This is a genomic window from Paraburkholderia sp. 35.1, assembly GCF_050436525.1.
In the GTDB taxonomy this organism is placed as follows: domain Bacteria; phylum Pseudomonadota; class Gammaproteobacteria; order Burkholderiales; family Burkholderiaceae; genus Paraburkholderia; species Paraburkholderia tuberum.
Genome location: NZ_JBNDMJ010000002.1, coordinates 889,008 through 914,734, shown reverse-complemented (window position 1 = coordinate 914,734; position 25,727 = coordinate 889,008). Strand labels below are relative to the sequence as shown.

The following is a 25,727-nucleotide window of genomic DNA, read 5'->3' as shown; positions in this document are numbered from 1 at the left end:
CATGTCTACAACCTCTCAACAGATGATGCCCTCGGGCATCGACGCCGCGTCGCTCGCTCACGTCGAGCGTATTGCGCAGAAGAAGATCCGCCAGCGCCAAGTTCTGGTGATTTCGCTGCGCATTCTCCTGCTCGTGGTCGTGCTCGGCGGCTGGGAACTGTCCGCGCGCCTGAAGTGGATCGACCCTTTCTTCTTCTCGATGCCGACCGAGATCTTCGCTCAGATCGTCGACTGGTTCGTGAACGGTACCTCGCAAGGGCCGCTGCTCACGCAGGTGTGGGTCACGCTCGAGGAAACGGGGCTCGGCTTCATCATCGGTTCGATCGGGGGCATCTTCTGCGGCATCGTGCTCGGCCGCAACAAGCTGCTCTCCGACGTGTTCAGCCTCTACATCAAGATCGCCAACTCGATCCCGCGCGTCGTGCTCGGCTCGGTGTTCGTGATCGCGCTCGGGCTCGGCATGGCATCGAAAGTCGCGCTCGCGGTCGTGATGGTGTTTTTCGTCGTGTTCGCCAACGCGTTCCAGGGCGTGCGCGAAGCGGATCGCTACATGATCGCGAATGCGCAGATTCTCGGCGCGTCGCGCCGTCAGGTGACGACCTCGGTCGTGATTCCGTCGGCGCTGAGCTGGATTCTCGCGAGCCTGCACGTGAGCTTCGGCTTTGCACTGGTCGGCGCGGTGGTCGGCGAGTTTCTCGGCTCGAAGCAGGGCATCGGCTTGCTGATCTCCACCGCCCAGGGCGCGTTCAATGCGGCCGGCGTGTTCGCGGCGATGATCGTGCTGGCGGTGGTCGCGCTTGCCGCCGACTACCTGCTGACCGCGGTGGAGAGTCGATTGTTGAAGTGGCGGCCGAGTTCGGTTTAAGCCACGGCAGCGCAGAGTCCACAAACAGTAGTTCGCTGCACCGATGCCGCTCAGTCTTCTGGACTGAGCGGCATTTTTATTTGCTAACGCACATCCTGTCTCCCGCCAGCAAACTGTTTTTCGCAATACGTTGGCCACCTCGCAACACTTCTTTCTTTCAATCCCCTACCAGAAGCCAACATCCGGCTGCCAGCCCGTTCCATGCGCTATGGCACGCTCGATGCATACCCCACCGCGCAAGTCAGGCGATCGCCAACATCGATCGCGGATCGAAGCGAGGTGAGTCATGTCGAGTGCACAGAGTCAACGCCGGTCAACCAACGGGTACGGCGGCCCGTTCAGGCGCGCCCACACCGCGAATCGCCGCGATCGTCATCATTCGAGCGGATTCGTGCTGTTCGGCTTGCACACCGCCCGTGTGATCGGCCGCGGACCGAAACGCCTCTGGCCGTATGTCTTGCCCTGGTTGTTCATCTTACTGACGATCGGCTCCATCTGCCTCGTCGTGCGCGGCGTGCTCGCGCGTCAATTGCTGGTACCGCCGGTGGAGACACCGCAAACGCTGACCGAGCGCGGCTATACAGCGAACTTTCTCGCCGAGCGGATCATGTCGGCGATGAAGGAAATCGGCCAGGATGCCGAATCGATTCCGCACGACACGATGACCAGCAACGACGCGCAACAGGACATCCAGATTCCGGGTCAGGAAATGTCGTATGCGACGACGGTGCGCTTCATCAAAGGCGTGCTCAAACGCGACGATGTCGCCGTGCACATCGGCATCACGAAGACGAATAACAGCCCGGATTCATACGTCGCGCACGTGCAGATAGAACACGGACCGTTCAACGGCCGCGAAAGCACGGTGCCGTTCGAAGGGCGCGACCTCGAAAAGCTCGTGCGCGACATCGCCGTCACGGCGATGCGCCTCGCCGAACCTAACATCCTCGCCAGTCATCTGTTCACGCAGGTGCAAAGGACCAAATGCTCGCTCGCGCAATGTGACTATCGCGAGATCGTCGGGATCTATGACGAAGTCCTCGCGTTGCCATCATCCGAGCAAGCCCAATGGGCAGTCGCGGGCAAGGCGTGGTTGCTCGACAGTCAGCAGCGCTCGACAGAAGCCGAGCAGCAGATCCGCGAAGCATTGACCCAATACAAGCACTCGGCGGTGCTGCGCGCGAGTCTCGGCATTGCACTCGAACAGCAGAACCGCATCGACGATGCGGTAAAAGAACTGCGGGCCGGCGCGAAGGAAAAGTCGCGCACCGCTGAAAACCTGCGACTGCTCGGCGACGTGCTGTTGCATTCGAAGAAGCACGATCGCGAAGCACTCGAAGCATTCAGGCAGGCCGCCGAGATGAACCCCGACTCCGTCGACACGCTGCACGACTGGGCCGAGGCGCTCGTCAAAACCGGCCACGACGACGAAGCGATCGACAAGCTGTCGCACGCCGTCGCGTTGCGTCCCGATCTCGCGCCGTCCTATGTGGAATGGGGCCACGCGCTGGAACACAAAGGCGCGCTGCGCGAGGCCGCGCGCAAGTATGCACAGGCATTGCAGCGCGACGCCGGCACGTTGTCGGCGCGCGAACGCGAGCTGGCGCTCTCGACGGACGCATCGCCCGACGAAGCCGACACCCGGACATCGAGGCCTGAGCTGCACGTCAAGCCCGTTTCGAATCCCATGACGTCGTACCCGCTTCGGGCCTCGCTCGATACGGTACGCGACGCCGTAGGACGGGCGATGCGAGCGGCCTGAGCCGCGCGCATTCGCCATTTGAGTTGGCAACACAGCCGAACAGGAGACAGTTCGATGGACAGCTTCGAAGATGCATTCAAAGCCTTGATCGGAAACGAAGGCGGGTACAGCTTCAATCCGGCCGATCCAGGCGGCGAAACGATGTGGGGTGTGACGGCGCGCGTCGCGCGCAGTGAGGGCTATAACGGCGCGATGAAAGACCTGCCGCTCGATACCGCCCATCGGATCGCCAAGCGCAGGTACTGGGACCCGTTGCATCTCGACGAACTCGATCCGCGCGTGGCTTTCCAGATTTTCGATGCGAACTACAACGGCGGCCTCGTCGTGCTGTGGATGCAGAAAGCGTCCGGCGCCAGGGAGGACGGCAAGTTCGGCCCCGACACGCTCGATGCGGTCAAGAACGCCGATCCGATGAAGTTCGTGATGCGCTTCGCCGCGTATCGTCTGCGCTACCTGCGGAACCTGCATTCGTGGCCGAATTTCAGCCGCGGCTGGACCGAACGCATGGCAGCCAATCTTCTCCTGGGAGCAGCATGATGGACTGGTCTAAAGTTGCGAAGAATATCAACAGCACCGCCCCGCTTCTCGCCGGGCTCGTAGGGGGGCCGGTCGGCCTCGGCGTGACCGCTGCCGCCGCGATCATCTCGCACGCGCTCGGCACGCCGAGCGACCCGGCCTTCGTGGAACCCGCGTTGAACGACCCCGGCGCACTCGAAAAACTTCGCCAGGCCGAAAGCGCGAATTCGCTGCAATTGCAGCAGTTGATGGTGACGGCCGCGCAGTCGAGCCTCGCGCACGACGCCGACATGGCCCGCATCGCCACGAGCGACACCGCGAATGCACGCGCGATGGGTGTCGCCAATCGCGACTGGGTCCCGAAGGTGCTCGCGATGGCGGTCACCACCGGCTTCTTCGGCATTTTGCTGCTGATGGCGTTCCAGCCTTTGCCGGGTACCAACAAGGATCTCGTCAACGTGATCGTCGGCGCGTTGGGAACCGCGTGGATCAGCATCATCGGCTATTACTTCGGCACGTCGGTCGGCTCGATGCGCAAGACCGAGCTGCTCGCGAAGCCGAGCGTGCCGATCACGGCCGATAGCGCGTTGACGTTGCGCGAACCGGCGTCGCAGTCGGGAGCGCACGCACCGGCGGCGGCCGCGCCGTCCGGCGACCACTTCCCATCGTTCGCGCCGGGCGGGCAAGGTCCGATCTTCTCGGGCGGCAGTTGAGTCGATGCTACGCTAAGCGAGTCATGCACGCGACGAAGTACATTGACCGTCGCGTGCATGTCCGCATCAAAGCAGGGCTCTTTCGCCGGCGCGCGTTTTGCGCTAAGTTGGCAACGCGAAGTCCATCCCGTCCCGAGTGGAGCGATAAAAGATGAGTGACGTCGAGCAGAACGCGCAGAACGATCCGATCGAACACGTCGTGCTACTGTTGATGGAGAATCACTCGTTTGACCAGATGCTCGGCTGCCTCGACGCCGTGCACGACAAACTGGACGGCGTGCGCAACGCGGCCGGCAAATCGAACGCCGACGGTCAAGGCCACACCTTCTATCCGCGTGAAACGCGCGAGCGGCAGATGAAGCACGATCCGAATCACGAGCACAAGGCCGTGATGGAACAGATCGCCGCCGACAACAGCGGTTTCGTGCGTACGTTCGTGAACGACTACCCGAAGAGCAGCCTCGCCGCGCGGCAAGAGGTGATGGGCTATTACCCGCTCGGCTTTCTGCCCGCGCTGCACACGCTCGGTTCGCAATTCACCGTTTGCGACCGGTGGTTCTCGTCATTGCCGGGGCCGACGTGGCCCAACCGTTTTTTCGCGCTGACGGGTACGTCGAAAGGCGAGATCGAAATGCCTTCGGGACTCGACGGGCTCAATCCGCACTGGTACACCGAGCAGGATCAGGACACGATTTTCGATCGGCTGAACGCCGCGCGCGAAACGTGGAGCGTCTATTTCTACGACTTCCCCGCCTCGTTGCTGCTGAAGAACCAGCGACGCGCGGAAAACCTCGCGAATTACCGCTCTTTCGATAAATTCTTCGAGGACGCAGCGGGACCCGCCAGTCAGTTTCCGCAATTCGTACTGATCGAGCCGAAGTACTTCGGCGAAGCGCAGAACGACGATCATCCGCCGCACAACATCATGAAGGCAGAGAAGCTGATCGCGGATACCTACAATGCGCTGCGCTCGAATCAGGCGCTGTGGGAACGCACGTTACTGGTGGTCCTCTACGATGAGCACGGCGGTTTCTACGACCACGTATCGCCGCCGGCCGACGTGCTCGCACCCGACGACCACACCGCGAGCTTCGATTTCAAACGACTCGGCGTGCGTGTTCCCGCCATCCTGGTGTCACCGTGGTGCGAAGCCGGCGTGTGCAACGAACGATTCGATCATTGCAGCCTGCTGAAGTACCTGTGCGACAAGTGGCAAATGCCACCGCTCGGCAAGCGCACCGAGGCGTCCGCGAACCTCGGTGTGGCGATTCGCCGTGGCGGCGGCGCGCGCACCGATACGCCTCCGTTTATTCGCGTGCCCAATCAATCGCTGATTGCGCAGCACGTCGAACTGGAACGCAAATCGTCGAATGGCAATCAGCATGGCCTGCATCATTTCGCCGACTATCTGCACGCGGAACTGGACCGGCTCGCCGCCGAGGCGGTCGAGGCGGCCGCGCAACTGGCGCGCACCGGCAACGCATGGGTGCGCTTCAAGAGCGCGTTGGGCTCGCTGATGATGAGTCTCGGCCAGTGGCTCAGCAAGGACTTCTACGACGCACGCGACCAACGCGATGCACGCACGAGCCAGGCGTTCACGCGCTTGCGGCAATCGGTCCGTGAGGCGACGCCGGGCATCGCGCGAAACGATGCGGAAGAAACGGCCTTGCCCGTCAATCCGGTCTCGGAGAAATAGCACGCCGCAAAGCGGTGGTAGTGCGGAACGTTGCCGGATGCCAGAGTTCGTGAAATCGGGGACTTTGGATTTCTTCGACTATTTCAATCGTCTTGACGCAGTGGCCGGTTGGCAGTGACGGTATCAGTGAAGCGGACGGTGAATCGTGCCATAGAAACTGGGAGTTTCGGTTCGGACCGCCGCAGCGCAGCACCGCCGGCTATTTTCCCGGCGACAAGCGCTATCGCGCGAACAACGGCCACAAACAGACAGTCGACACGGTGATCAAAACCGTTGACAATTTCCTCAACGGCTCGCCACTCGTCGCATCGAGATGCCGGCCCGACGACTTCAAACAGTTCCCATCTAACAAGCATGAGCAACGTTCCTCCTGTCGTTTTCGTTCACGGCTTCATCGGTACGCTCGACGTCACCGGATACGAGTTGCCGCATGCCGCGCCCGATCTGCTTGGGTACGGCGAGCACCAAAACGTTCCGTTCAATGCCATATCCCTACCGGGCCAAGTCGAGCATCTGCGAGCGTTCGTGGATGCCCGTTTTGGAAGCAAACCAGTTGACGTAGTTGGTCATTCCGTTGGTGGTGCGATCGCTATGTTGTTCGCTCGGACCTACCCTGAGTACATCCGCAGGATCGTCAATGCCGAAGGGAATTTCACGTTGGAGGATGCGTTCTGGTCCGCGTCGGTAGGACGGATGAACCAGAGCGAGGCTGACGCCATGCTGGCAGATTTTCGTGCTGACCCACTAGCCTGGATCAGCAGTTCCGTTACTACATCTGCGCCGTATGTCGGCGAGATCGCCGCCCGGTGGCTTGCTCATCAGCCAGCATCCACTCTCCGCGCAATGGGTCAATCTGTAGTCACGACGACGGGAAAAGATGATTACCTAAGATTGCTCGAGCAGGTCTTCGATCGGCATCCGGTGTATTTGCTGTCCGGTGAGCACTCCCGCAAAGGCTGGAACGTACCAGACTGGGCATCGAAAAAATGCGCTGGAGATTACACGATTGCCAACAGCGGCCATCTGATGATGCTCGACAACGATGTCGAATTTTCAGCAGCGATCAAGCGATTCTTGGCAGAATAGGTCGGCTGCTGCGGATCACGTGGGGGGCGACAGTCGCCGCGACGCGACAGGCACAGTGCGGCCAAGACGCGTCGTTCGCTTATGCCGTCGCTCTGACGTTCAGACGCCTGTTCCTCTCAGCAAGCAGCCATTCGGCATGCAAAGACGAAGGTCACATCATCACCCGTTTGGGGCATGTACGGCCTGTGACAAGGCAACTACAGGACTTGGGCCGACACACCGAGGTAGTGCGGCTGCACACATGCCCCACTTTGCCCGCAACATCCACCACGCTAGCTACGTCCAGCCTTCTTCACGCCCCGCCGGCGCGGAGTGCCGCTGTCATGGTCCATACTTGCGAACGTCGGCAGCACACTGAGAATTGCATCATAATGGTGTAAAGTGGTGCATCTTAGCCAACGGAACTCATGATGACAATCGGCAGGAATAAGGAAGGGGTAAGAGCGAGGGGCGATGCGGCGGTTCGTGCCTCGGTGAGTTTTCCGCCCGAGTTGTATCGTCTTCTCGAACACATCGCCTTGCAGAAGAAGGTCTCCATCGCTTGGGTTATCCGCGATGCTGCCGAAAAGTACGTCTCCGATCAATTGCCGAATGCGGGTTAATGCTGAACCAGAGCGAATAAGCTTGAATTGCAAGCAGGACATGGGGATGATGCAAAACGATATGACACGATCTCAGGCGCTCAATCAAGCGCTGAAGCAGCCGAATGGCGCGCGTTTTTATCGCTGCGCTCTTCAGGTTAACCCGTTTGCTTACCACGTTCGCCATGCCAAGCGGTCCGCGTTTCAAAACGAGGCGGACTATAACGCCGCGATCATCGAGGCTTGTCATAACAATGGCATCGAAGCGATTGCCATCACTGATCACTACCGCGTTAGTGATTCCTTTGGCCTAATCAATGCGGTTCGGGCGGCTGGCATTTTCGCGTTTGGCGGCTTCGAGGCGGCAACCAGTGATGGCGTTCATTTTCTATGCCTCTATGATCCTGACAAAGACAATCTCCTGGAACGTTTTATTGGCGAAATGGGCGTGCGCGATCACGCAGCGCTCTCACCACTAGGCGACAAGAACTGCCTTGATCTACTGGCCTGCGTACACCATCAGGGTGGCATCGCAATCGCCGCCCACGTCGCCGCAGACAACGGCCTGTTGGCTACCCTTGAGGGGCAGCCGCGCATGAATGCGTGGAAATCCGCTGATCTCTACGCCTGCGCCCTGCCTGGAGCAGTTGACGACGCTCCGCAAAACGTGCGCGCCATCTTGGAGAACAAGGATGCGGCGCATAGGCGAGAACGACGCGTCGCCATTATCAATGCATCCGATGTGAACAGCCCAGAGGAATTGGCTGAGCCACGATCAAGCTGCTTTATCAAAATGTCGGCTCTGTCGGTAGAGGGCCTACGTCAAGCGTTTCTCGATCCAGACTCTCGGATACGCCTGCACCGCGCTCCCCACCCCGAGCCCCATGCCGAGTTCATCGCCATGACTTGGGAAGGCGGATTCCTTGACGGAACGCGCCTGCATTTCAACGGCAACCTGAATGTGCTGGTGGGGGGGCGGGGCACGGGGAAATCGACGGTCATCGAGAGCCTTCGCTACGCCCTTGCCATCGATCCCATTGGAGAAGAGGCAAACAAGGCCCACCAAGGCGTTCTGAAGCACGTCCTGAAAAGTGGTACCAAGATCTCGTTGCTCGTGCGGTCACATCATCCCGCCAGGCATGATTACACGATCGAGCGGACGATACCCAACCCGCCTGTGGTCAAGGACGAGCTTGGTAACGTTCTAAACCTGTCGCCTCTTGATGTGGCACCGGGCGTTGAGATATTCGGCCAACACGAAATCTCTGAACTAACCAAGAGCCGACAGAAGCTTACGCTCCTGTTGGAGCGATTTGTCGAGCGTGATCCGAATGCCGGCGCCCAAAAAGCGAAATTGCGCCTGGAACTCGAACGGTCACGCGGCCGGATCGATGATGTGCAACGGGAAATCAAGCTGATCGAGGAGCGCCTTAGCCTTTTGCCGAGCCTGGAAGAAACGCAAAAGCGATTTCAGGACGCTGGTTTGGAAGAGCGATTGAAGGAGAAGAGTCTCCTAGTACGGGAGGAGCGAATTTTGGGGACCATCAAAGAAAGGCTGTCTCCAGTTTCGACGTTGCGCGAGGAACTGGCCGGACTTCTGCCGATCGATACTGCTTTCCTATCCGCCAAGGCGTTGGAAGGCCTCCCGAACCGTGAGATGCTGCTAGAGGGTGCAGCGATTCTCGACCAAGTGACCGCGCAACTTCAAACGATTGCCGGACAGATTGAACAGGCGCTTTCCACCTCCGATATTAACCTGTCGGCCTTGCGTAGCCGTTGGGACGAACGCAAGCAAACAGCAGAAGCCACTTACCAAGCCCTCTTGCGCGAACTTCAGAAGTCCAAGATTGACGGCGAGGAGTTCATCCGTCTGCGCCGGCAGATCGAGGAATTAAGGCCGCTTCGGGAAAAAAAGGAAGCGCTCACTCGTGACTTGGTCGCGTACGAGCAAAATCGGCGCAACTTGCTCGATGAGTGGGTCAACCTCCAGTCCGCCGAGTATCGCGCCTTGGAGAAGGCAGCCAAGCGTGTCTCCAAAAAGCTGTATGGCCGGGTGCGGGCCGCGGTTACGATGGGCGGCAATCGTGAACCGCTAGAAAAGCTTTTGCGTGATGAAATTGGCGGAAATCTTGCAGCACTGCTGGAACGCTTAAAAAGCCGCGATACCCTGTCGCTGTTGGACTTCGCGCAACGCTGCCGTGAGGGTAAAGATTCGCTCGTCAGTAACTACAGCATTCCGCCCGCCGCTGCTGAGCGCCTTGCCCAGGCAGGGCCTGATATTTTCATGCGGCTGGAAGAGCTGGAGTTGCCCGCGACTACCAAGATGGAGCTAAACACCTCCTCCGAAGGCGGCCCGGAAACGTGGCAAACGATTGAGGCCCTCTCGACCGGCCAAAAGGCAACGGCCGTTCTCCTGCTTCTGCTGTTGGAGTCGGAAGCCCCTCTCGTCGTAGATCAGCCCGAGGACGATCTCGACAATCGCTTCATCACGGAAGGCGTTGTGCCGACAATGAAGGACGAAAAGCGTAAGCGACAATTCGTCTTTTCGACGCACAATGCCAATATCCCTGTGCTTGGCGACGCCGAGCTAATTATCGGCCTTTCGACCGGCGTTCAAAATGAGGCTGTTCAAGGGCGCATCAACGAACGGCACGTGGGCTCGATTGATATGGCGCCTGTCCGCGAGATGGTGGAAGAAATCCTTGAAGGCGGTAAGGCCGCTTTTGAGATGCGCCGCCAGAAATATGGATTTTAGATATGACCATGACCCACACCGAATTGCTTGAAATCATCCGCAATGGCGAAAGCTCAGGCGTCGAATTCAAGCGTGACGATATTCAAAACCATGACTTGGCGAAAGAACTCGTCGCCTTCTCCAACCTTGAGGGCGGGATCGTCTTGTTGGGGGTTGAGGATGACGGAAGCATCAGCGGCATCACGCGGCAACGCCTAGAAGAGTGGGTTATGACAGCCTGCCGAGACAAAATACGACCAGGGCTGATTCCGTTCTACGAGCAGATCAAAGACGTTGAGCCGGGAAAGGACGTTGCGATTGTGCGTGTTTCACGCGGATTTGATGTTCATACCCTTTGGCACAACAACAGGAATGCGTATTTTATCCGAGTTGGAACCCAGAGTCGCGAGCCAACTCCGGAGGAACTCGGCCGGCTTTTTCAGCAGCGTGGCAGCTTCCGTGCCGAACTGCGACCCGTATCCGGCGCAACCTTGGACGATTTGGACATGCGGCGTCTATCGAATTATTTCGTATACGTGAGAGGGCAAGATGCGCCGGATATCAATGATGAATCTGCGTGGAAGACCTTACTCTTTAATACGGAAATCATGGTCGAGGACGGTATTACTGTTTCTGGCGTTCTTCTGTTCGGCCGGACACCAAATCGATTCCTGCCACAAGCCGGCATCGATGCCGTCGCTTATCCGGGCGTAGAAAAAGACTACGCGGCCCGTGAAAGAGCTGCTTTGCGGGGACCTATGTCTCCTTTGCTAAACAATGCCGACGAGATCGTTGATGCCGGTCTTGTGGAGCAAGCCATTGCATTCGTCCAACGCAATACGCCGATTGGCGGGCAACTCGAGGAGGGCGGCGCGCGGCGCGAAAGCCGCCCGACCTATCCCGTCGAGGCTGTTCGCGAGGCGATCGTTAACGCCCTGGTGCATCGAGACTATTTGCTTTCCAGCACCGATATTGAGCTTTCGATCTATGAGGATCGGCTAGAAGTCACTTCTCCTGGCCGCTTGCCTAACGGCATTACACCCGCACGAATGCTTACTGGCTGCCGCGCCGCGCGAAATCAACTTCTCAAAGACATTATGCGCGACTACGGATACCTTGAACATTCCGGCATGGGTGTTCCGCGCAAAATTGTGAAATGTATGCGAGAACACAATGGGACCGAACCAGAACTGATCGAGGATGGAGAACGTTTCACTGTTCGACTTCTCCGGTAAGCCGGGCGGCCGGTGAGTGATCCATTCTGTCATAGTGGAATGCAATGATGAGCATGGTATTTTTAGTGATACGGGATGTGGATGTATGTGCAATAGCAAGCGAGTAGCAGTGAGCCAAAAATTGGACAAGATTCGGATAGCGTTATGGCGCGCTCAATATGAGGTCGGACAGGGGTGTTCATCTTGAGCGCGCGCCTAACACCGGGACAGCAACTGGGACCGATTAACGCCCCGATCAACTTCATGGGGCAATCGACAGCTATACTTTGCGGTCATTGCCAAAGCCCGAATCCGAACGACGCTTCCGGGTCGTTCACGGTCCTCCGTCGTCGCCGGTAACGGTTGTCGGTGTAGCGAACAACAATTACGAGGACCAAGGGCAGCGTAACGCGAAGACTCTGATGCAGATCCTCGGCGGCGACGCAATTCAGCCTTGAACGCCAGCAGGCAGCAGTCGGCCAACTGCGGTCAGTCACCGTCAATGGCTGGATTGCCGACAATCGGCTCGCCAGCAATGCAGGTGACATCGCCTCTCTTCACCGCCCAAGCTAGGATTGCACCAACAGCGCGGGCATCCCACCTCCAATATCTCCGAAGTCCGCCTCGGAAAATATTAGCCTTCTTGCAGACGAGACAATGACACTCCCTTCCCGCATTCCTCTTGTTCAAGCTCCGATGGTCGGTTCTCTGAGCCCCCTTGCAATTGCGGTCAGCCAGGCAGGTGGCCTAGGTTCGCTTGGTTGTGCAGCGCTCACTCCTGCGCAGCTGCGCGAACAGATCGGCGCAATTCGCGCGGAAACGTCAGCTCCGTTCAATGTGAATTTCTTCTGTCATGTCTCGCCGAGCCTGGATGAGGAAGCTGAAGCGATATGGCTCGAATTACTCGCCCCCTATTACAGGGAAGTCGGCCTTGATTTGTCCGCTGCCCAAAGAGGACCGGGCAGAGCGCCTTTCAATGAGTCCATGTGCGATGTAATCGAAGAGACCAGGCCACCTGTGATCAGCTTCCACTTCGGGCTGCCTGACGACGGCCTGCTTGCGCGGGTGAGATGTACCGGTGCGATAATTGTGTCTTCCGCGACGACGGTCGACGAGGCGCGCTGGCTTGAGAGTCGCGGTGTCGACGCCATCATCGCGCAGGGCGCAGAGGCCGGCGGCCATCGGGGCATGTTCCTCACCACCGATATCACTGCGCAACCGGGCTTATTTGCGCTTTTACCGCAGATCGTGGACGCGGTGAGCGTACCTGTTATCGCAGCGGGCGCGATTGCCGACGGAAGGGGGATTGCAGCAGCCTTTGCTCTTGGCGCGAGTGCCGTGCAGTTGGGAACGGCCTACTTGATGACGCCTCAGGCTGGCAGGTCCGGCGTTCACCGCGCAGCCTTGCGTGCCGCGCGTGACGACATGACACGGCTGACTAATCTTTACACGGGTCGGCCGGCACGTGGATTGATGACCCGCTTCATGCGCGAACAAGGACCGATGAGCGCGGTCGCACCGACATTTCCGCTGGCAACCGGTGCAGTGGATCCGCTTCGCGTCGCGTTCGAGAAAAGTGGATACAGCGATTTTTCGCTTCTCTGGGCGGGCGAAGCGGCAGCATTGGCGCGCGAGGAGGATGCCGGGCTTTTGACACTGCGGCTCTGGGAGGACGCGCTGAAATGCGCGTCCGGTCTTCGTTTGTAGGAGAGTGTGAGCCAGAGGCGCCAGGATCCGGGCATACGCGTGCAGACGCCGTTCACAGCGCTTTCGTCCGGCGCCACACAGGTTCTAAAGACAACGCGTCTTGTTCAACTGTGGGTACGATCCGGACCGGTCCTATCCGCTTTTCTCTGCGGCCGCAACGAGATGCCGGTCCGTGGAGACTGTGTGACCTTGGTAGACACCCGGTAGCCTAGCAGCTGTCGACGTGATCCTCGTGAATGTCTGTGATCGAGAAAGCTGAGGGTGTACTGTGGGTCGGTTTCTGCCGATAGTCGTCAAGCAGAGGTCGGCCAAGATCGTTCACCGGTTCACGACCAGCGCTCCTTCGCTCGTGCTACGATCGCGGAGCCGAACTGAAGTAACGAAAGCAGGCCTTGATCCGCCCCACGGTTAACCGTATAAACCTCTATTCGAACAATGCACGCAGCTGCCTGGCCTCCCTCGAAAATGCACTGAAAGCCTGTGTCGATGCGGTAATTGCATCCACGCTGGCGTTCGTCCCGGGCCTGTGAACAACAGTCCGGTGATGTCGCTCGAATCGATTTTTTTGCCTCTAGATTCGTGCGATTGCATTTTCATGAGACCACAACATGCGTATTTTCAATACGATGGCGGCTCGCGCCATCCCGCTCGTTCCTCGTGCACTGATCCGTAAGATTTCTCGCCGCTACATTGCCGGCGAAACGCTGGCCGACGCCCTCGCGCGCATCCACGTGCTCGACACAAAAGGCTTCCGAACGACCATCGACGTCCTGGGCGAGACTGCGTCCTCTCTGGATCAGGCAGAGTCGATGACTCGCGACTATCTCGATCTCGTTCAGGCGCTCGGTGCCGAAAATATGCGCACCGAGTTGTCCATAAAGTTAACCGCGCTGGGGCTGCATCTCGACGAAAACGCGTGCCTGGCGCGTGTCTCGAAGATTTTGCGGGCGGCGGCGCCGCACGGAATCAGCGCGTGCATCGACATGGAGGACGTCAGTTGCACCCAGAAAACGCTCGACGCTTTCTGCAGGCTCGAAGCCGAGGGGTATCCAGTTGGTATCGCACTACAGGCATATTTGACGCGGACGAACACGGACATTGTCTCGCTGCAGGCACGCAAGAGCGCAATGCGCATTTGCAAGGGAATTTATGCAGAGGCAAACGAGCATCTCGTTGACGGCGCATCGAGAGACCGTGCTGCTATCAATACCCACTTCGTTCGGCACGTTTCGAGCGCAATACAGGCGGGGGCATTCGTAGGTATTGCAACGCACGATGCTCAATTGATAGATGCGCTGATCGATTGGCTGCCCCGCGAGCGGATTGACAGGTCACGATTCGAGTTCCAGATGCTACTAGGGATATGCGAACCGCTGCGCGACGCTCTGCTTGCGCAAGGTTTCAACGTGCGCGTCTATGTGCCATACGGTCATGACTGGTATGGCTACAGCACCCGGCGAATCAAGGAGAATCCGCGCATTGCGGGATATATCGTGGCGACGATGATAGGTAGCGCGCGAGCGGGGTGGTAGTTTCGGCAGAGCGAGCGGAGCGGGACCGACCGAATCGTTGATCCCGCTTCGATGTTAATCGAGGATGACCGTAAAGCCCCGGCCCGCCGCTAGCGCGGTCTATGTTTCGAACGGCCACTTTCGATAAGTCCGGACGGCCGTTGTGGGGTCGTTCACTGCCCTCCGTCGTCGCCGGTAACGGTTGTCGGTGTAGAGAACAACAATTACGAGGACCAAGGGCAGCGTAACGCGAAGACTCTGATGCAGATCCTCGGCGGCGACGCAATCCAGCCTTGAACGCCAGCAGGCAGCAGTCGGCCAGGAACGGACGGTCGACGCCCTCGGTAAGATCGCTGACAATTTACGACCTGCGTCTGCCGAAAGAAGGAGTCGACCGAGAACTCATCCGGCATCACGCTTCAATTGTCTAGAAATCCCTCTTCACTCAGGACGCGCTGGACCGTTGACCTATCCCTGACACGTTCGTACCAAGCCTGCAGGTGACGGTGCAAACTGAAATCAACGTTCGCGTTGTACACGGACTGCATCCATGTAGCCTTACCCCAGCCCGTTAGCGCGAACAGATAGGCGTCGGCGATGGTGAAAACGTCTCCCATTAGAAACTGCTTCCCAGCGAGTTGCTGATTAATCCACTCGTACCTGCTTTCGAGCTTTGGCCTAGCGGTATCGACCCATCTGCCCGCCGCGACAGCATAGAGCAATGGGATGAAGCCTTTAGTAAGCACCTCGCGACGGCCGTCCGCAACGCGGCGCCCGCGTGAGGCATGATCGGGAATCGGGTTACGTGTCAGCAGACGCCGATGGGCCAGACTGCCGAGGCAGCTTCGTGGCCACGTTCCAGGGCAACAGTTCGTCGATGCGGTTAATGGGATGGTCAGCGATATGGGTCAGGACGTATTCGAGGTAGGCGCGCGGGTTGATCCCGTTGAGCTTGCATGTGCCGATCAGACCGTACATCGCGGCTGCCCGCTCGCCTCCGCTGTCGGAGCCGGCGAACAGGAAGTTCTTGCGGCCCAGACTCACACAGCGCAGCGCGTTTTCCGCCAGGGCGTTGCTGATCTCGGCACGGCCCTCTTCGCAATACAGCACGAGCGCATCCCACTGGTTGAGCGAGTAACGGATCGCTTTGGCCAGTTCGGATTTCTTCGACAGCGTTGCGAGCTTGTCCGTCATCCACGTCTTGATGGTCGCCAGCAGCGGCACGCTTTTCTCCTGCCGCACGCGCAGCCGTTCAGCGGCGGGTTTGCCGCGGATGTCCGCCTCGATGCCGTAAAGTGCACCGATCAGCTCGAGCACCTCCCGGGTCGCCTCGGTAGGCGTTCGGGCATGCACGTCGTATATGTACCGTCTCGCGTGGTCCCAGCATGCAGCCTCGCGAATCTTGCCGCTCTCGTACAGTTCGTTGAAGCCGCTGTAGGCGTCGGCCTGAAGGATGCCCTCGAATCCGGCCAGATGGGTCTGGGGATGGATGCCTTTGCGGTCCGGCGAGTAAGCAAACCACACTGCGGCCGGTTCGGTCGAGCCCGAACGGGTGTCATCGCGCACATACACCCACAGGCGCCCAGTCTTCGTCTTCTTCTTGCCCGGCTCGAGCACCGGGATAGGCGTGTCATCCGCGTGCAGCTTCGACGGTGCCACCGTGTAGCGGCGCAGTGCCTCGGTCAGTGCATCGCAAAGGGCCTCGCACTGGCCGACCCAGCGGCCCATGCTGGCCGGGTCGAGCTTCACGCCGTCGCGCGCGGCAATCTGCGACTGCCGGTACAACGGGGCGTGGTCAGCGTACTTCGAGACGACGATGTCGGCCAGCAGGCTCGGATGGGCGATGCTGCGCGTAATCGGCAGGCCGGGCATCGGCGGCTGCGAGAAGTGGTGGCCGCACGGACAGACCGTCTTGCGCCGGATCGTGCGAATCACCTTGAACATTGCCGCGACGCGGGCGAGCTGCTCGGACACGTCTTCTCCGAGCGGCTGCATGGCGCTGCCGCACTTCGGGCAGGTCGCGTCGGCGTCGAGTACGCGTTCTTCGCGTGGCAGATGCGGCGGCAGCGCTTCTTTCGGCGATGCGTCGCCCACAGGCGTGCTCGCGCTTGATTGGCGGGCGCGCCGCACATCAGAGACGCCGCGCTCGCCCGTCAAGTCCTCGAGCGCGGTTTCGAGCCGTGCAACCTCCCGGTCCAACTGCTCGGACTTGCGCCCGAATTGCATACGCCTAAGCTTGTCGAGCTGCGCCTTGAGCTGCTCGATCTCCAGATCGCGCTCGGCAAGCTGGGCACGAGCCTCGACCAGCAAGGCTCGCAGGGTTGCAACATCGTCAGGAAGTTCGGCGCCGTTCGACATGCGGCGCAGTTTACGAGTCTTCTGCTCGGTTTACAACATCGACAGTGCAGCGGTGCGACGCGGCTGCCGCCAATCGATGCCTTCGAGCAACATCGACAATTGCGCCGCCGTCAGATGGACCTTGCCGCCATCGGCCTGCGGCCAGACGAAGCGGCCCCGCTCAAGCCGCTTCGCAAGAAGCCAGAGCCCGTCCTCGGTCGCCCACATGACCTTCACGAGATCGCCGCGCCGGCCCCGGAAGATGAACACGTTGCCACTCAGCGGATTGTCCTCGAGCGCCGTCTGCACCTTCGCCGCCAGCCCCTGGAATCCGCAGCGCATGTCGGTGACGCCTGCCACCAGCCAGACGCGTGTACCCGTGGGAAGAGAGATCACGATCGCACGCTGCCCAGCACGACGCGTAGCGTGTCGGCGTCGACGATGCCGTCCACCTTGACTACCAGGTCACCGAACCGGATCTCGATTGTCCCGGCTCGTGTAGTCCGGTTGCCGACGGCCCCTGCATCCGAGGGCATCGTCACGCGCTGCGGCGGCGTTTCATGGACCACCGCCACGGGAATCAGCGACGTCGTTTCCGCCTGCAATTGCTCGCGATAGCGACGCCGCCAGGTGAACAGCATGTTTGCATTGATGCCATTGTCCCGCGCCAGCTTCGCGACCGACGCACCAGGCTCGCATGCCGCGGCCGCAAGCCGGCGTCGAAACTCGGGATCATAATTCGGGCGTCCCTTGCGGCTACCCGGCTTGGCTTCCGACTCTGTCACAGTGATGTCCATCAAATCGAAAATGATGGGCACCACTTTGATGTCGCTTCTCGCCGTCGTCTACGACGGTCGTCGTGAGGTGCTTACAGCCTTTATGAACTTCAGAAGTCAGAAAATTGAGCCATTCAAGCATTTGGTAGCGTTCTCTCGTGCCGTGGGCGGGTGCCAATCCCGACTCGGGGCGCTGATCGGCAAGATACTGCGCGATGACAGGTCCTTCACGCAAAAACGTACCATCGTCTAGCTGCAAGAGCGGTACGTATCCCAGTTCGGCAAGATCGTAGTAGCTAGTTCGGTCATCCAATAAATGCTTGCGGGCATTGACCTTGATGATTTCCGTATTCAACCCGGTTTCCTGCAAGACGATGCAAATCGCTTGTGAGCAACTACCGGGTGCGTGATATAGCTTCATGCGTTTTTCCTCATGACCGAAAACATGTACCGCCACGTTTGTGGGGTGGAAACTAATATCGCCCATCGAGGATAAAAAGAGAAGAAGGCAGAATTTTGTGGTATAGGTACAAAAAATATACTTAAGCGGGAAAAAGCAATGAAGATAAGCGCAACAGGGTGTTCAGTTGAAGAGGCAATGCGCTTGCTGGGTGGTCGCTGGCGCCTGCTGCTGGTGTCATATTTGCTGAATGGGCCAAAGCGGTTCAACGATCTGCGCAGGGATGTCCCGGGAATATCGCAGCGCATGTTGACGCTTGATTTGCGTGCACTCGAACAGGTCGGCCTTGTCCAACGGACAGTGTTCGCCGAAGTGCCGGTAAAGGTGGAGTACCAACTCACCGAGGATGGGCAGCGGCTAAAGCCTGTCGTCGACGTCATGCGCGACTTTGGACTTTGGCTTAAGACCCGCCCTGAACTGGAACCTGAAAGTCCAGCGCTCGAATCTCTTGAGGAAACACAAGCAGTTGCGCCTCCGAACAGTACTTGATTTCCGAACGTCCGTTGTTGGCAAAGGCGAGGGGCTGCTCAGGGTCGTGTACGGCAGTTCACTTGCCCGGATTCTGCCACCTCCTTCCATTCGATAACCGCTGTGGTAGAAGGAGACTTCGCGAGAAGTCGATAGACGCCCGTCCGCTCATCCTCTGATCCTGTGCGAGGATCGACCCGTCTGATGTCCGGCGGCAGGAGCGGCGGCATAAGCCGCGCCATTGCCGCCGCGCAAGCCGGTATACCATGCGAATAGCGCAGAATAGGAGCGTGAGCATCTTCAAACGCGCGTGAGAGGAAGTGGCGCCCGATTTCGGTCGTTATGGCCTACGCGTTAGCGACAACCTTGTTGCAGAGAGCCCAATGAAGAAAGGAAAGACGAAACTTACCCGCCATGATGCTGAGCGCCTTTTCGAGGGTCTGCCTAATGGGAACGTGAAAGTATCGAGCCGGCCAGAGAACCCATTCGATGCAGGGGTGTTCGACGAGGTCGAGCGCGTCGACGACGAAGCCAAACTCTGGAAAGACAACCTCATTACTCTTCCGATGGCGATCGAGTTGCCTGCTGCCTACGAGTCGGTATCTCGCATGCGCGAGTCGATGGCGAGGGCATGGCGCGCGAAGTGGGTAAGGGAAGGTAAAAACGAGGTTGTCACTGAGTTTCCTGAAGGTTGGACAGCCGTTCGCCCGGAAAGCGGACCCATAGAGTTGCGAGATCCGTCCGGCGTGGTCCGCGCCATATACGGGTGGGCCGAGGATGCTGAGCTCAGGATTCTGCCGCGGTATCTGGTTGAGTCACAGACGAACAGTTCAAGCGGACTGGGCAGCTTGCTCGTCCGTGATCGCGTGAACGGTCAAGTACTTGAGAGGTCGTCGATCTGGTCGGCTCAAACTGGTACCAACCATCCCGATTGGGCCAGGTTGTCAGAGTGGCTCAACTTACACTATCCACAACATCGCGACCCGCTTCGGTACTGGGAAGATTGCGAGGAAAATCTTCAACACTGAGCTACTTTTTGGGGACTCTGTTCCCGCGTCTGCTGCACCCGGGGTGACGGGGGCGAAAGGAGGGCTCACGGCTTGATTGAGCTTCCGAGCTCGGCCACATTGTCGTGACTCGGCGTTGGCTTCGCGCGTATGCCATCGGCACCATGCCGCACTGTGCACTAACGAAATCCGGCAATTGATTGTCAAGCTGATCCGAAAGGGCGCGATCCTGGACGTTAACCACAGATGCGCACGCGGTTCGGCTTACACCCGCTGCCTCATCCAGCATGCAATGCTCAAGCGGTCGCGCGTGGCGGGCAGCACCTCGTGTTCGAACTCCGCCGAGAGAAACAAGAGCAGCGTTCCGGCGCGCGGAAAGACGTCGTGATAAGACTGATCGGCAAGGTATAGCCGCAGTGCGCCGCCCTCGGCGTCCTGCCACGCTTCGTTGAGGTAGAACACAGCGGAAATCACGCGGCTGTCGCTGTTACGCAGGCAGTCGAGGTGGCGTGCGTATCCGGCACCTGGCGGATATACCGCGTAGTGTGATTCGCTATCGACCAGACCGAGAAACAGGTCGCGGTTGAGCGCGTTCCGTAGCGCGTCGATGCGATCGGCGAACGCCTGCTGCCGCGTGCTCAGCGCGTCGGGTTGGAACCAGTGCGTGCTATCGCCGCGCAAAAGTGTGGCAGCGCGATTGGCCCCCACACGGGCTGGTGTCAGCAGCTGCGCGTCGTGCATGGCCATGCATTCGGTCGATAAGGCCTGCGTCTCGCTCTGTGACAAAAAGTTCGACACGACACACCAGCCGTCGACGGCGAGCGCGCGTGTCGCGATGTCGAATTCGCTGGATCGGGAATTCGACGCGACATCGATTGCCTCGTCCGGCGCGGCGTCGCCGATCAGGCAATCAACCAGCAATTCGATTTCCGCTTCAATCAGGGGGTGTTCCAGAAATGCATCCGTTTTATTTGTTTTTCCGCTGGCGGCTCGATCGAGTACTCGCTCGGGTCTGCTACCAGCTGGTCAAAACCATCAAGCGTTGTCGGGGGCGCGTCGAACGCGGGCATTGACACACGCCGGACCCAGGAGGAAGAGCCGGGTCGAGGTGGTCGATCTGTTGGGACAACCGCGCAGTCTACACGAGTGGGACGAAGGCTGAACGAGCGACCACGAAAGACCCTGGATTGCGAAACACCGGCTGAACGATTCGATCGAGCTGTTGCATCGACCGGTTGAATCCGCCAGGTTGACGCTAGCGGCCAAACTTCTTTAGCCAGCTCACTGGAAGCCCGTGCTTTCTGGGAATCTCCGCGTTTCGTTTCAAGGTTTGCCGCGGTCCGGTTCGACCGCATCTGACATTCATACCTTTCAGGCGGCTGGTTGCGGCTTCAACCAACGTCGTTCGCACCTGCACGCGGGTCGCTTCGTCAAAGATAGAACTCGCGATCTCGTCGATCGCCAGTGCAATGAGCGCATCGCGCTTTTCCGGCTGTAGTTGCAGCCAGGGGCCCCACGGATCGATTGGAATCGGTCTTCCGCCAAGAACTAGCGAACCACCTGCGTCATCGGCCACACCCCCGAGAAGGCGCCCTACAAGTACCGGCAACGGAAAATGCCACCATGGCCAGCTCGTCGTGGGTGACAGCATGAAAGCCGTCACAGTGCCGTTCTGCTTCCCCATCCCGATGATCTGTCCGCTAGCGTTGATATCGAACACAACCTCCAGATGCCATCCGGGATCCGAAATCAGCTTGTCCAGAAGCGTCGTCGTTCCGTTTTGATAGAGAAAAGCTCCAAAATGAAAGCCGTTGTTTAACGACGGATCGTCAAACACGCAACTGCCGACCACATCACCACTGTTGTTGATTGCCGTTGCAGTACCCTCGGTTGCTCCAGCGGGCAGCGGGATAGGCTGAAAGACCGGCGTCGCCTGCCGTGTGTCGCACGTTCCCGGAACGGCCTTGTATGTGGGCGGCGTGCCGGCTGCTCCGCAGGCTACCCCGGCGTCGTTAATGCCGTACGCGCTTTCCATCGCATCCAGCATCTTTGTGGTGCCGCTCGCGACGCTATGTACTCCCGGCTTCCCGGAATCACTAAAGCCAACTGCTTCTCCCTGGTTGTTTATCACGGCAAGATTAAGCGCCGGAACAGTGGCAACGAGACGGTTTGCGGGCACGCTGTACAGGAAACCCTCTCCGTTAGTGCCGCCGCCGCAAACGACCCCCTGATCGTTAACATCGGCCGCCCATGAGATCGGCGCGACCAGGTTCGAGAGGTCAGTCACATTCCCGGCGTCGACGATGATGGCGGACTCGGTTGCGTAGTTGTTCGTTGACATGCTGCCCACAGCGATAAGGCCGTCGTTGATACCCCAGAGGGTCGTGTGATTCGGAGGCGCAAGGGTAGAGGTAAGCCAGCCGTTTAGCCATTGCGCGCCAACCGGCCGCGATTGCCCCTCGTCGTTCACAAATGTGGTTCCGGCTGCCTGACCATCATTACCCAATGAGTATGCTTCCGCGCTCACGGGGGCGTCAGGATCAGGTCCCAATATTGGCAACAAGGAATACATAGCGTCCTCCATCGCCCGAGAACCGGGCATCATTCGCTTGTTTCAGGAAGGCACGGTGAAGTGCCGCAATGAAATGCATACTGAGACCGAATGTCCTCGGTGATGTCGCGACCGACGTTAGGCATCCGTGCGAGGCCGTTTCGGAGAAACAGCCCGACGAGGCGCAATCAACGGTTCTGCTCAAAAACGACGGGTGGGGTAACCGACTCATTTACATGGAGGCGGAATATATCCGGACGTGCGTAGTGCCCTACGACATCGAAGTCGTATTTTCCCCTTGCGAGGTCAGCGAGATCCAGTTCGTGAACAAGCAGGGCGTCTTCATCGAACACGGACCCGGCAAGCACCTCTCCTAGTGGTCCCACTATGCAACTGCCGCCACGCATGAGAACGGTATCCGGATTGTTGCCCTGGACGGCAGCATAGTTGTCCGGCGCATCGCGACGCCGTAAATGCTGACACGCAGAGAGCACAAAACAGCGGCCTTCCATCGCAATGTGCTGCATTGAAGCAAGCCAGGTGGGCCGACTGTCCGCTGTCGGCGCGCAATAAATCTGTATTCGCTTCGCGTACATGGCCATGCGCAAAAGCGGCATTTCGACGGCCGCGACTACGTCCCGTTCGAGCTTGGCCAGCGTTCGTTCGACATCGAACATGGCCGATCCCGTTTGCATGACCGCTGCACGCAGAACTTGCTCCATTCTGACCTCCGGTTCAAAGGCGTTAGTTCACTTTATTAAAGGGCGAGAATTGGTGCGCGCATAGATTTTTTGGCCATCGTTCAGATCTCACATCGTTGAACGCCCGTCAGCCCGTCACTACGCCCTTTTCAGCGGATGACAAAGGCAGGTGGATTGATTCGTCGAGTCGGGCAACTGCGCCGGAGGACCCAGACACGTCGGAATGTGGGCAGAGAAAAGTCGTGATCGTGATGTGGCGGCAATTTCAGTTTAGACGCGGCGGTACTCCCTGCTATATGCCATTCGCCGTATGCACAGACGGCTCGCAGAAGCCTTTCGACGCTGGATTTGCCTGTGTAGTGGGGCACGCTTGCCGTTGAACCTCCGACCATGGGTTGTGTGCGCTTCCGTCGACAACAGTTAGTCCAGGCGGCTTGGCGAGTATTCGCATCGCTGCTGCAGCGAGCGTCTTCGATGACCTGCATGAGTGCCTCGCAGGAGAACGGCTTGTGCAGATAGACATCGAAGAGCCGGGCAATGTCTCGCTGACTGACAGCGTCTCCCGTCATTGAAACGAGGAAAGCCGCGGAGCGAATCGGCGTTTCCCTCAGCGACCGTGCGACAGACTCATTGTCGTCAGGCTTCGATCGGGTTCTAAGCCTCGAGGACATCGTACAAACACGGAATACGGAGGCGGACCGCATGTGTCGCGATCTAACCCACAGCGCCAGACGGAGAGTTGGATCCGACCCACCGGTCGCAGCGCGCATGTCTGTCTACCAATTCGCACTGGTCGTCATTAAAAATCCAATATTTTCAACTAGTTGTGTGATCGCTTACCGCGGTGCCACCGTTTGGCACGCACTTTGCCTTGATCCTCATCGAGGAGTATCTACACCCTCAAAACAAGCTCTGACATTCCTGACTGACTAATTTACCCTTGGAGAATCGAAATGAACGCGCTGGTAATCAAAGACCTCCCCGTAGCCGTTGAGATGGATCGTACTGCAATGGCCGCCGTCAGCGGCGGCAGGTTGCCGCAGCAGATCGTGAACATCATCCAGGCCGTCGCCGACTATGCAAATGACGCTCCTACCCAGCACAGTTTCACTGGCAGTGGGACTTCTGTGACGTACTAACAGAAACACGGTGATTTCGTAGATCAAGGCCCCTCCAACGAGGGGCCTCTTTAAATTCGCGTCCGGTGACTTTATCTGCGCTGCCCCGATACCGACCGTTCCGCTTCAATTCGACGGGTTGTTGTGAGCGTGAGCATTCTTTCTGAGGGCATTACGACCGTTTTCCTGTTCACGATCGATGAGGTACTAGGCTTCCGGTTCCTCACCAGGCGTGCTCAACTTTTCTCCTCGCAAAACAACGGACTCCCACGCGGACCGCGGACGCGAAACACCATGACGACGCAGGTCCCAGCACCTTGTTGGCTTAAGCCGCCGTCGGTGTGGCGACCGGCCAGCGGCGGCTAAGTCGAATAGTTGTTCCCGAAAATGCCACTTGAACGTACGGAACGGTCAGTTTTCTGCGAGTGAGAGCGCGCACCGCGATTGGCCGTTGAGGGTCGGTCTGAGGCATTCACATAGGTGGGCCGAGTGTTTGACTCGGCCCTGCCACCACCGGTCATTCGACACTGACGCCTGAATCGCTGATAATCGGTAACTGCCTGCCGTTATATCCCTGAGTCTTGGTCGCAATCATGCTCAAACTCGCCTATCTGTTTCTCTCGATCACGCTCGCCACCCCGCTCTCGGCCCTAGCGTACGGTAGTGATAATCCAGACTACGATCAATGCATTCTGCATTCGTTGGGAAACAGTCAGAGCAGCTTTGCGGCTCGCCAGATCAGCAACTCGTGCGACGCGATTTACAGAAATGGCGCAATGCTTTTGCCGCGCGAAAGAGCGTATCACCTGTGTGTCCTGCAAAATGTGCAGACCGTGAGAGGAGCATTTGCGGTCAACGAGATACTGCATGCATGCCGACGTCAAAATCAGATGTAGGACGGACGCCATTGACGATTGCAGCCCTGGGATTCGCAAGATTTAATTTCGATTGCGTTCATTGACCTCGCCCCGTGGAGACGTGGCGAGACACTGGCACGAACGGCTGCTTCCGGAAAATGCCAAGGTCCGCTTCGGGTCCGACTGCTGCCCGACCCGAGGCATCAATGGCGGAGCACGCCGTCAGCTCATCGTCGGACCGGGTTCGGCCACAACCGGTCACTCGGCAAAGCGGCGAGAATTGGCGACAATTTTCGTTCGACGTATCCTTGAGGATCGATGTTCTGACACTCTTGGCCAACGACCCGATAACAAAGCCCGATGCAATCACATCTCAGAATCGCCAGGCCTGTCAGTGACCTTACGCGGGCAGAAAGCATGTATTGCGCCGCGCTCAGCCTGGTTGTGCTGGCAAAATTTCAAGACCATCAGGGGTTCGATGGGGTGATGCTCGGACGTTCCGGCATGGACTATCACTTCGAGTTCACACAGTGCCGCGAACATCCGGTAGCGCCAACACCGACACGTGAGGATTTGCTGGTGTTTTACGCCCCGGATCGAGTTGAGTGGCGGTCGACTTGCGATCGCCTCGCCGAGAGCGGATTTGTTTGCGTGACGTCGCTCAACCCTTATTGGGATGTGTCAGGTAGAACATTTGAGGATCACGACGGCTATCGAATCGTTTTGCAAAACTCGGCATGGTCCTCATGATGCATGCGTAATGCAATTCGACGCCAGCTCGACCGCTTTGCAGCAAGTCGCCCGGTCGCGTAAAAGGCAAACTCCGGCCACAAGCCGTCACTCGACAGTGGCTCTCGAAAGCGGCCGCTCACTGACATTGACCTAAGGAGCGGCAAGCTCTAACATGCCTTTCATGCTCGCTTACGCCCATTCCCCCTCCCGCCTCGTTCACGCATGCTGTCACGGCCTGCCAGGGGGAGCTTGCGTCTAGCGCGCCAATCTGCGTCACGTCCAAGCCTCAACTGGCCACCCGTTGCGAAACCGGTGGCCTTTTTGCTTTTCACGAT

General features: G+C 58.7%; 23 protein-coding genes and 2 pseudogenes. 16 read left to right on the top strand and 9 right to left on the bottom strand.

The window, feature by feature from the left end:
- Position 1: 1 nt before the first annotated feature.
- From OKW27_RS10080 to OKW27_RS10060, 5 genes are all read left to right on the top strand, one after another.
- A complete protein-coding gene (locus tag OKW27_RS10080) occupies positions 2 to 865 on the top strand; it encodes an ABC transporter permease (protein WP_429333373.1) in 864 nt (287 codons plus the stop codon).
- Between the two features lie 286 nt (positions 866 to 1,151).
- The gene (locus OKW27_RS10075) at positions 1,152 to 2,627 is read left to right on the top strand and encodes a tetratricopeptide repeat protein (RefSeq protein WP_429333372.1); all 1,476 of its coding nucleotides are present in this window, start codon (positions 1,152 to 1,154) and stop codon (positions 2,625 to 2,627) included.
- A 54-nt stretch (positions 2,628 to 2,681) separates the two neighbouring features.
- Positions 2,682 to 3,164, top strand: coding sequence for a glycoside hydrolase family 108 protein (locus OKW27_RS10070; protein ID WP_429333371.1), 483 nt, complete (start codon positions 2,682 to 2,684; stop codon positions 3,162 to 3,164).
- Positions 3,164 to 3,856: a hypothetical protein gene (locus OKW27_RS10065; RefSeq protein WP_090807513.1), complete on the top strand. Its 693-nt coding sequence runs from the start codon at positions 3,164 to 3,166 to the stop codon at positions 3,854 to 3,856. The genes OKW27_RS10070 and OKW27_RS10065 overlap by 1 nt, the downstream gene beginning before the upstream one ends.
- Before the next feature lie 151 nt (positions 3,857 to 4,007).
- Entirely contained in the window at positions 4,008 to 5,552 is a 1,545-nt protein-coding gene (locus OKW27_RS10060; protein WP_429333370.1) for an alkaline phosphatase family protein, read from the top strand.
- Between the two features lie 83 nt (positions 5,553 to 5,635).
- Here the strand turns inward: OKW27_RS10060 and OKW27_RS10055 are convergent, their stop codons facing one another.
- Positions 5,636 to 5,908, bottom strand: a complete 273-nt coding sequence (locus OKW27_RS10055) for a hypothetical protein (RefSeq protein ID WP_429333369.1) — start codon at positions 5,906 to 5,908, stop codon at positions 5,636 to 5,638.
- On the opposite strand from OKW27_RS10055, the gene OKW27_RS10050 reads away from it, so the two are divergent.
- The 6 genes from OKW27_RS10050 to OKW27_RS10025 all read left to right on the top strand — a co-directional run bounded on the left by OKW27_RS10050 (position 5,907) and on the right by OKW27_RS10025 (position 14,406).
- Positions 5,907 to 6,638, top strand: a complete 732-nt coding sequence (locus OKW27_RS10050) for an alpha/beta fold hydrolase (protein ID WP_429333368.1) — start codon at positions 5,907 to 5,909, stop codon at positions 6,636 to 6,638. The genes OKW27_RS10055 and OKW27_RS10050 overlap by 2 nt on opposite strands.
- Positions 6,639 to 7,045: 407 nt before the next feature.
- Positions 7,046 to 7,240, top strand: a complete 195-nt coding sequence (locus OKW27_RS10045; RefSeq protein ID WP_429333367.1) for a CopG family transcriptional regulator — start codon at positions 7,046 to 7,048, stop codon at positions 7,238 to 7,240.
- A gap of 46 nt (positions 7,241 to 7,286) precedes the next feature.
- Positions 7,287 to 9,974, top strand: a complete 2,688-nt coding sequence (locus OKW27_RS10040; RefSeq protein WP_429333366.1) for a TrlF family AAA-like ATPase — start codon at positions 7,287 to 7,289, stop codon at positions 9,972 to 9,974.
- 2 nt (positions 9,975 to 9,976) lie between these two features.
- Complete coding sequence (locus tag OKW27_RS10035; RefSeq protein ID WP_429333365.1) at positions 9,977 to 11,188, top strand: ATP-binding protein; 1,212 nt, start codon at positions 9,977 to 9,979, stop codon at positions 11,186 to 11,188.
- Positions 11,189 to 11,824: 636 nt separating this feature from the next.
- Entirely contained in the window at positions 11,825 to 12,874 is a 1,050-nt protein-coding gene (locus OKW27_RS10030) for an NAD(P)H-dependent flavin oxidoreductase (RefSeq protein WP_429333364.1), read from the top strand.
- 608 nt (positions 12,875 to 13,482) lie between these two features.
- Positions 13,483 to 14,406, top strand: coding sequence for a proline dehydrogenase family protein (locus OKW27_RS10025; protein WP_429333363.1), 924 nt, complete (start codon positions 13,483 to 13,485; stop codon positions 14,404 to 14,406).
- A 398-nt stretch (positions 14,407 to 14,804) separates the two neighbouring features.
- On the opposite strand, the pseudogene OKW27_RS10020 reads toward OKW27_RS10025, so the two are convergent.
- The 5 genes and pseudogenes from OKW27_RS10020 to OKW27_RS10000 form a co-directional block, all read right to left on the bottom strand.
- A pseudogene (locus tag OKW27_RS10020) lies at positions 14,805 to 15,122 on the bottom strand (glutathione binding-like protein); the annotation flags it as partial.
- Positions 15,123 to 15,186: 64 nt separating this feature from the next.
- Positions 15,187 to 16,743 carry an IS66 family transposase gene (gene tnpC, locus OKW27_RS10015; protein ID WP_429332362.1) on the bottom strand — a complete coding sequence of 519 codons (1,557 nt, stop codon included), beginning with the start codon at positions 16,741 to 16,743 and terminating at the stop codon, positions 15,187 to 15,189.
- A 30-nt stretch (positions 16,744 to 16,773) separates the two neighbouring features.
- Entirely contained in the window at positions 16,774 to 17,082 is a 309-nt protein-coding gene (gene tnpB, locus OKW27_RS10010) for an IS66 family insertion sequence element accessory protein TnpB (protein ID WP_429332363.1), read from the bottom strand.
- Positions 17,083 to 17,114: 32 nt separating this feature from the next.
- Complete coding sequence (gene tnpA, locus OKW27_RS10005) at positions 17,115 to 17,519, bottom strand: IS66-like element accessory protein TnpA (protein WP_090805423.1); 405 nt, start codon at positions 17,517 to 17,519, stop codon at positions 17,115 to 17,117.
- Between the two features lie 76 nt (positions 17,520 to 17,595).
- Positions 17,596 to 17,919 (bottom strand): annotated as a pseudogene (locus OKW27_RS10000) (glutathione S-transferase N-terminal domain-containing protein); the annotation flags it as partial.
- A 138-nt stretch (positions 17,920 to 18,057) separates the two neighbouring features.
- Here OKW27_RS10000 and OKW27_RS09995 point away from each other — a divergent pair.
- Positions 18,058 to 18,447: a winged helix-turn-helix transcriptional regulator gene (locus OKW27_RS09995; RefSeq protein ID WP_429333362.1), complete on the top strand. Its 390-nt coding sequence runs from the start codon at positions 18,058 to 18,060 to the stop codon at positions 18,445 to 18,447.
- Positions 18,448 to 18,809: 362 nt separating this feature from the next.
- Positions 18,810 to 19,454 carry a hypothetical protein gene (locus OKW27_RS09990; protein ID WP_090810246.1) on the top strand — a complete coding sequence of 215 codons (645 nt, stop codon included), beginning with the start codon at positions 18,810 to 18,812 and terminating at the stop codon, positions 19,452 to 19,454.
- Between the two features lie 243 nt (positions 19,455 to 19,697).
- On the opposite strand, the gene OKW27_RS09985 is transcribed toward OKW27_RS09990, so the two are convergent.
- From OKW27_RS09985 to OKW27_RS09975, 3 genes are all read right to left on the bottom strand, one after another.
- Positions 19,698 to 20,354, bottom strand: a complete 657-nt coding sequence (locus tag OKW27_RS09985) for a 2OG-Fe(II) oxygenase (RefSeq protein WP_429333361.1) — start codon at positions 20,352 to 20,354, stop codon at positions 19,698 to 19,700.
- A 334-nt stretch (positions 20,355 to 20,688) separates the two neighbouring features.
- On the bottom strand, positions 20,689 to 22,005 hold the full coding sequence (locus OKW27_RS09980) for a hypothetical protein (protein WP_429333360.1): 1,317 nt from the start codon (positions 22,003 to 22,005) through the stop codon (positions 20,689 to 20,691).
- Positions 22,006 to 22,172: 167 nt separating this feature from the next.
- Positions 22,173 to 22,706 (bottom strand): nitrilase-related carbon-nitrogen hydrolase, encoded by a 534-nt coding sequence (locus OKW27_RS09975; protein ID WP_429333359.1) that lies wholly within the window; start codon positions 22,704 to 22,706, stop codon positions 22,173 to 22,175.
- Between the two features lie 932 nt (positions 22,707 to 23,638).
- Between OKW27_RS09975 and OKW27_RS09970 the strand changes: the two genes are divergently transcribed.
- The 3 genes from OKW27_RS09970 to OKW27_RS09960 all read left to right on the top strand — a co-directional run bounded on the left by OKW27_RS09970 (position 23,639) and on the right by OKW27_RS09960 (position 25,410).
- Complete coding sequence (locus OKW27_RS09970; RefSeq protein ID WP_090807524.1) at positions 23,639 to 23,824, top strand: hypothetical protein; 186 nt, start codon at positions 23,639 to 23,641, stop codon at positions 23,822 to 23,824.
- A gap of 572 nt (positions 23,825 to 24,396) precedes the next feature.
- Positions 24,397 to 24,699: a VF_A0006 family four-cysteine protein gene (locus tag OKW27_RS09965; protein WP_184046296.1), complete on the top strand. Its 303-nt coding sequence runs from the start codon at positions 24,397 to 24,399 to the stop codon at positions 24,697 to 24,699.
- Positions 24,700 to 25,020: 321 nt separating this feature from the next.
- Positions 25,021 to 25,410 carry a VOC family protein gene (locus OKW27_RS09960; RefSeq protein WP_429333358.1) on the top strand — a complete coding sequence of 130 codons (390 nt, stop codon included), beginning with the start codon at positions 25,021 to 25,023 and terminating at the stop codon, positions 25,408 to 25,410.
- Positions 25,411 to 25,727 lie beyond the last annotated feature (317 nt).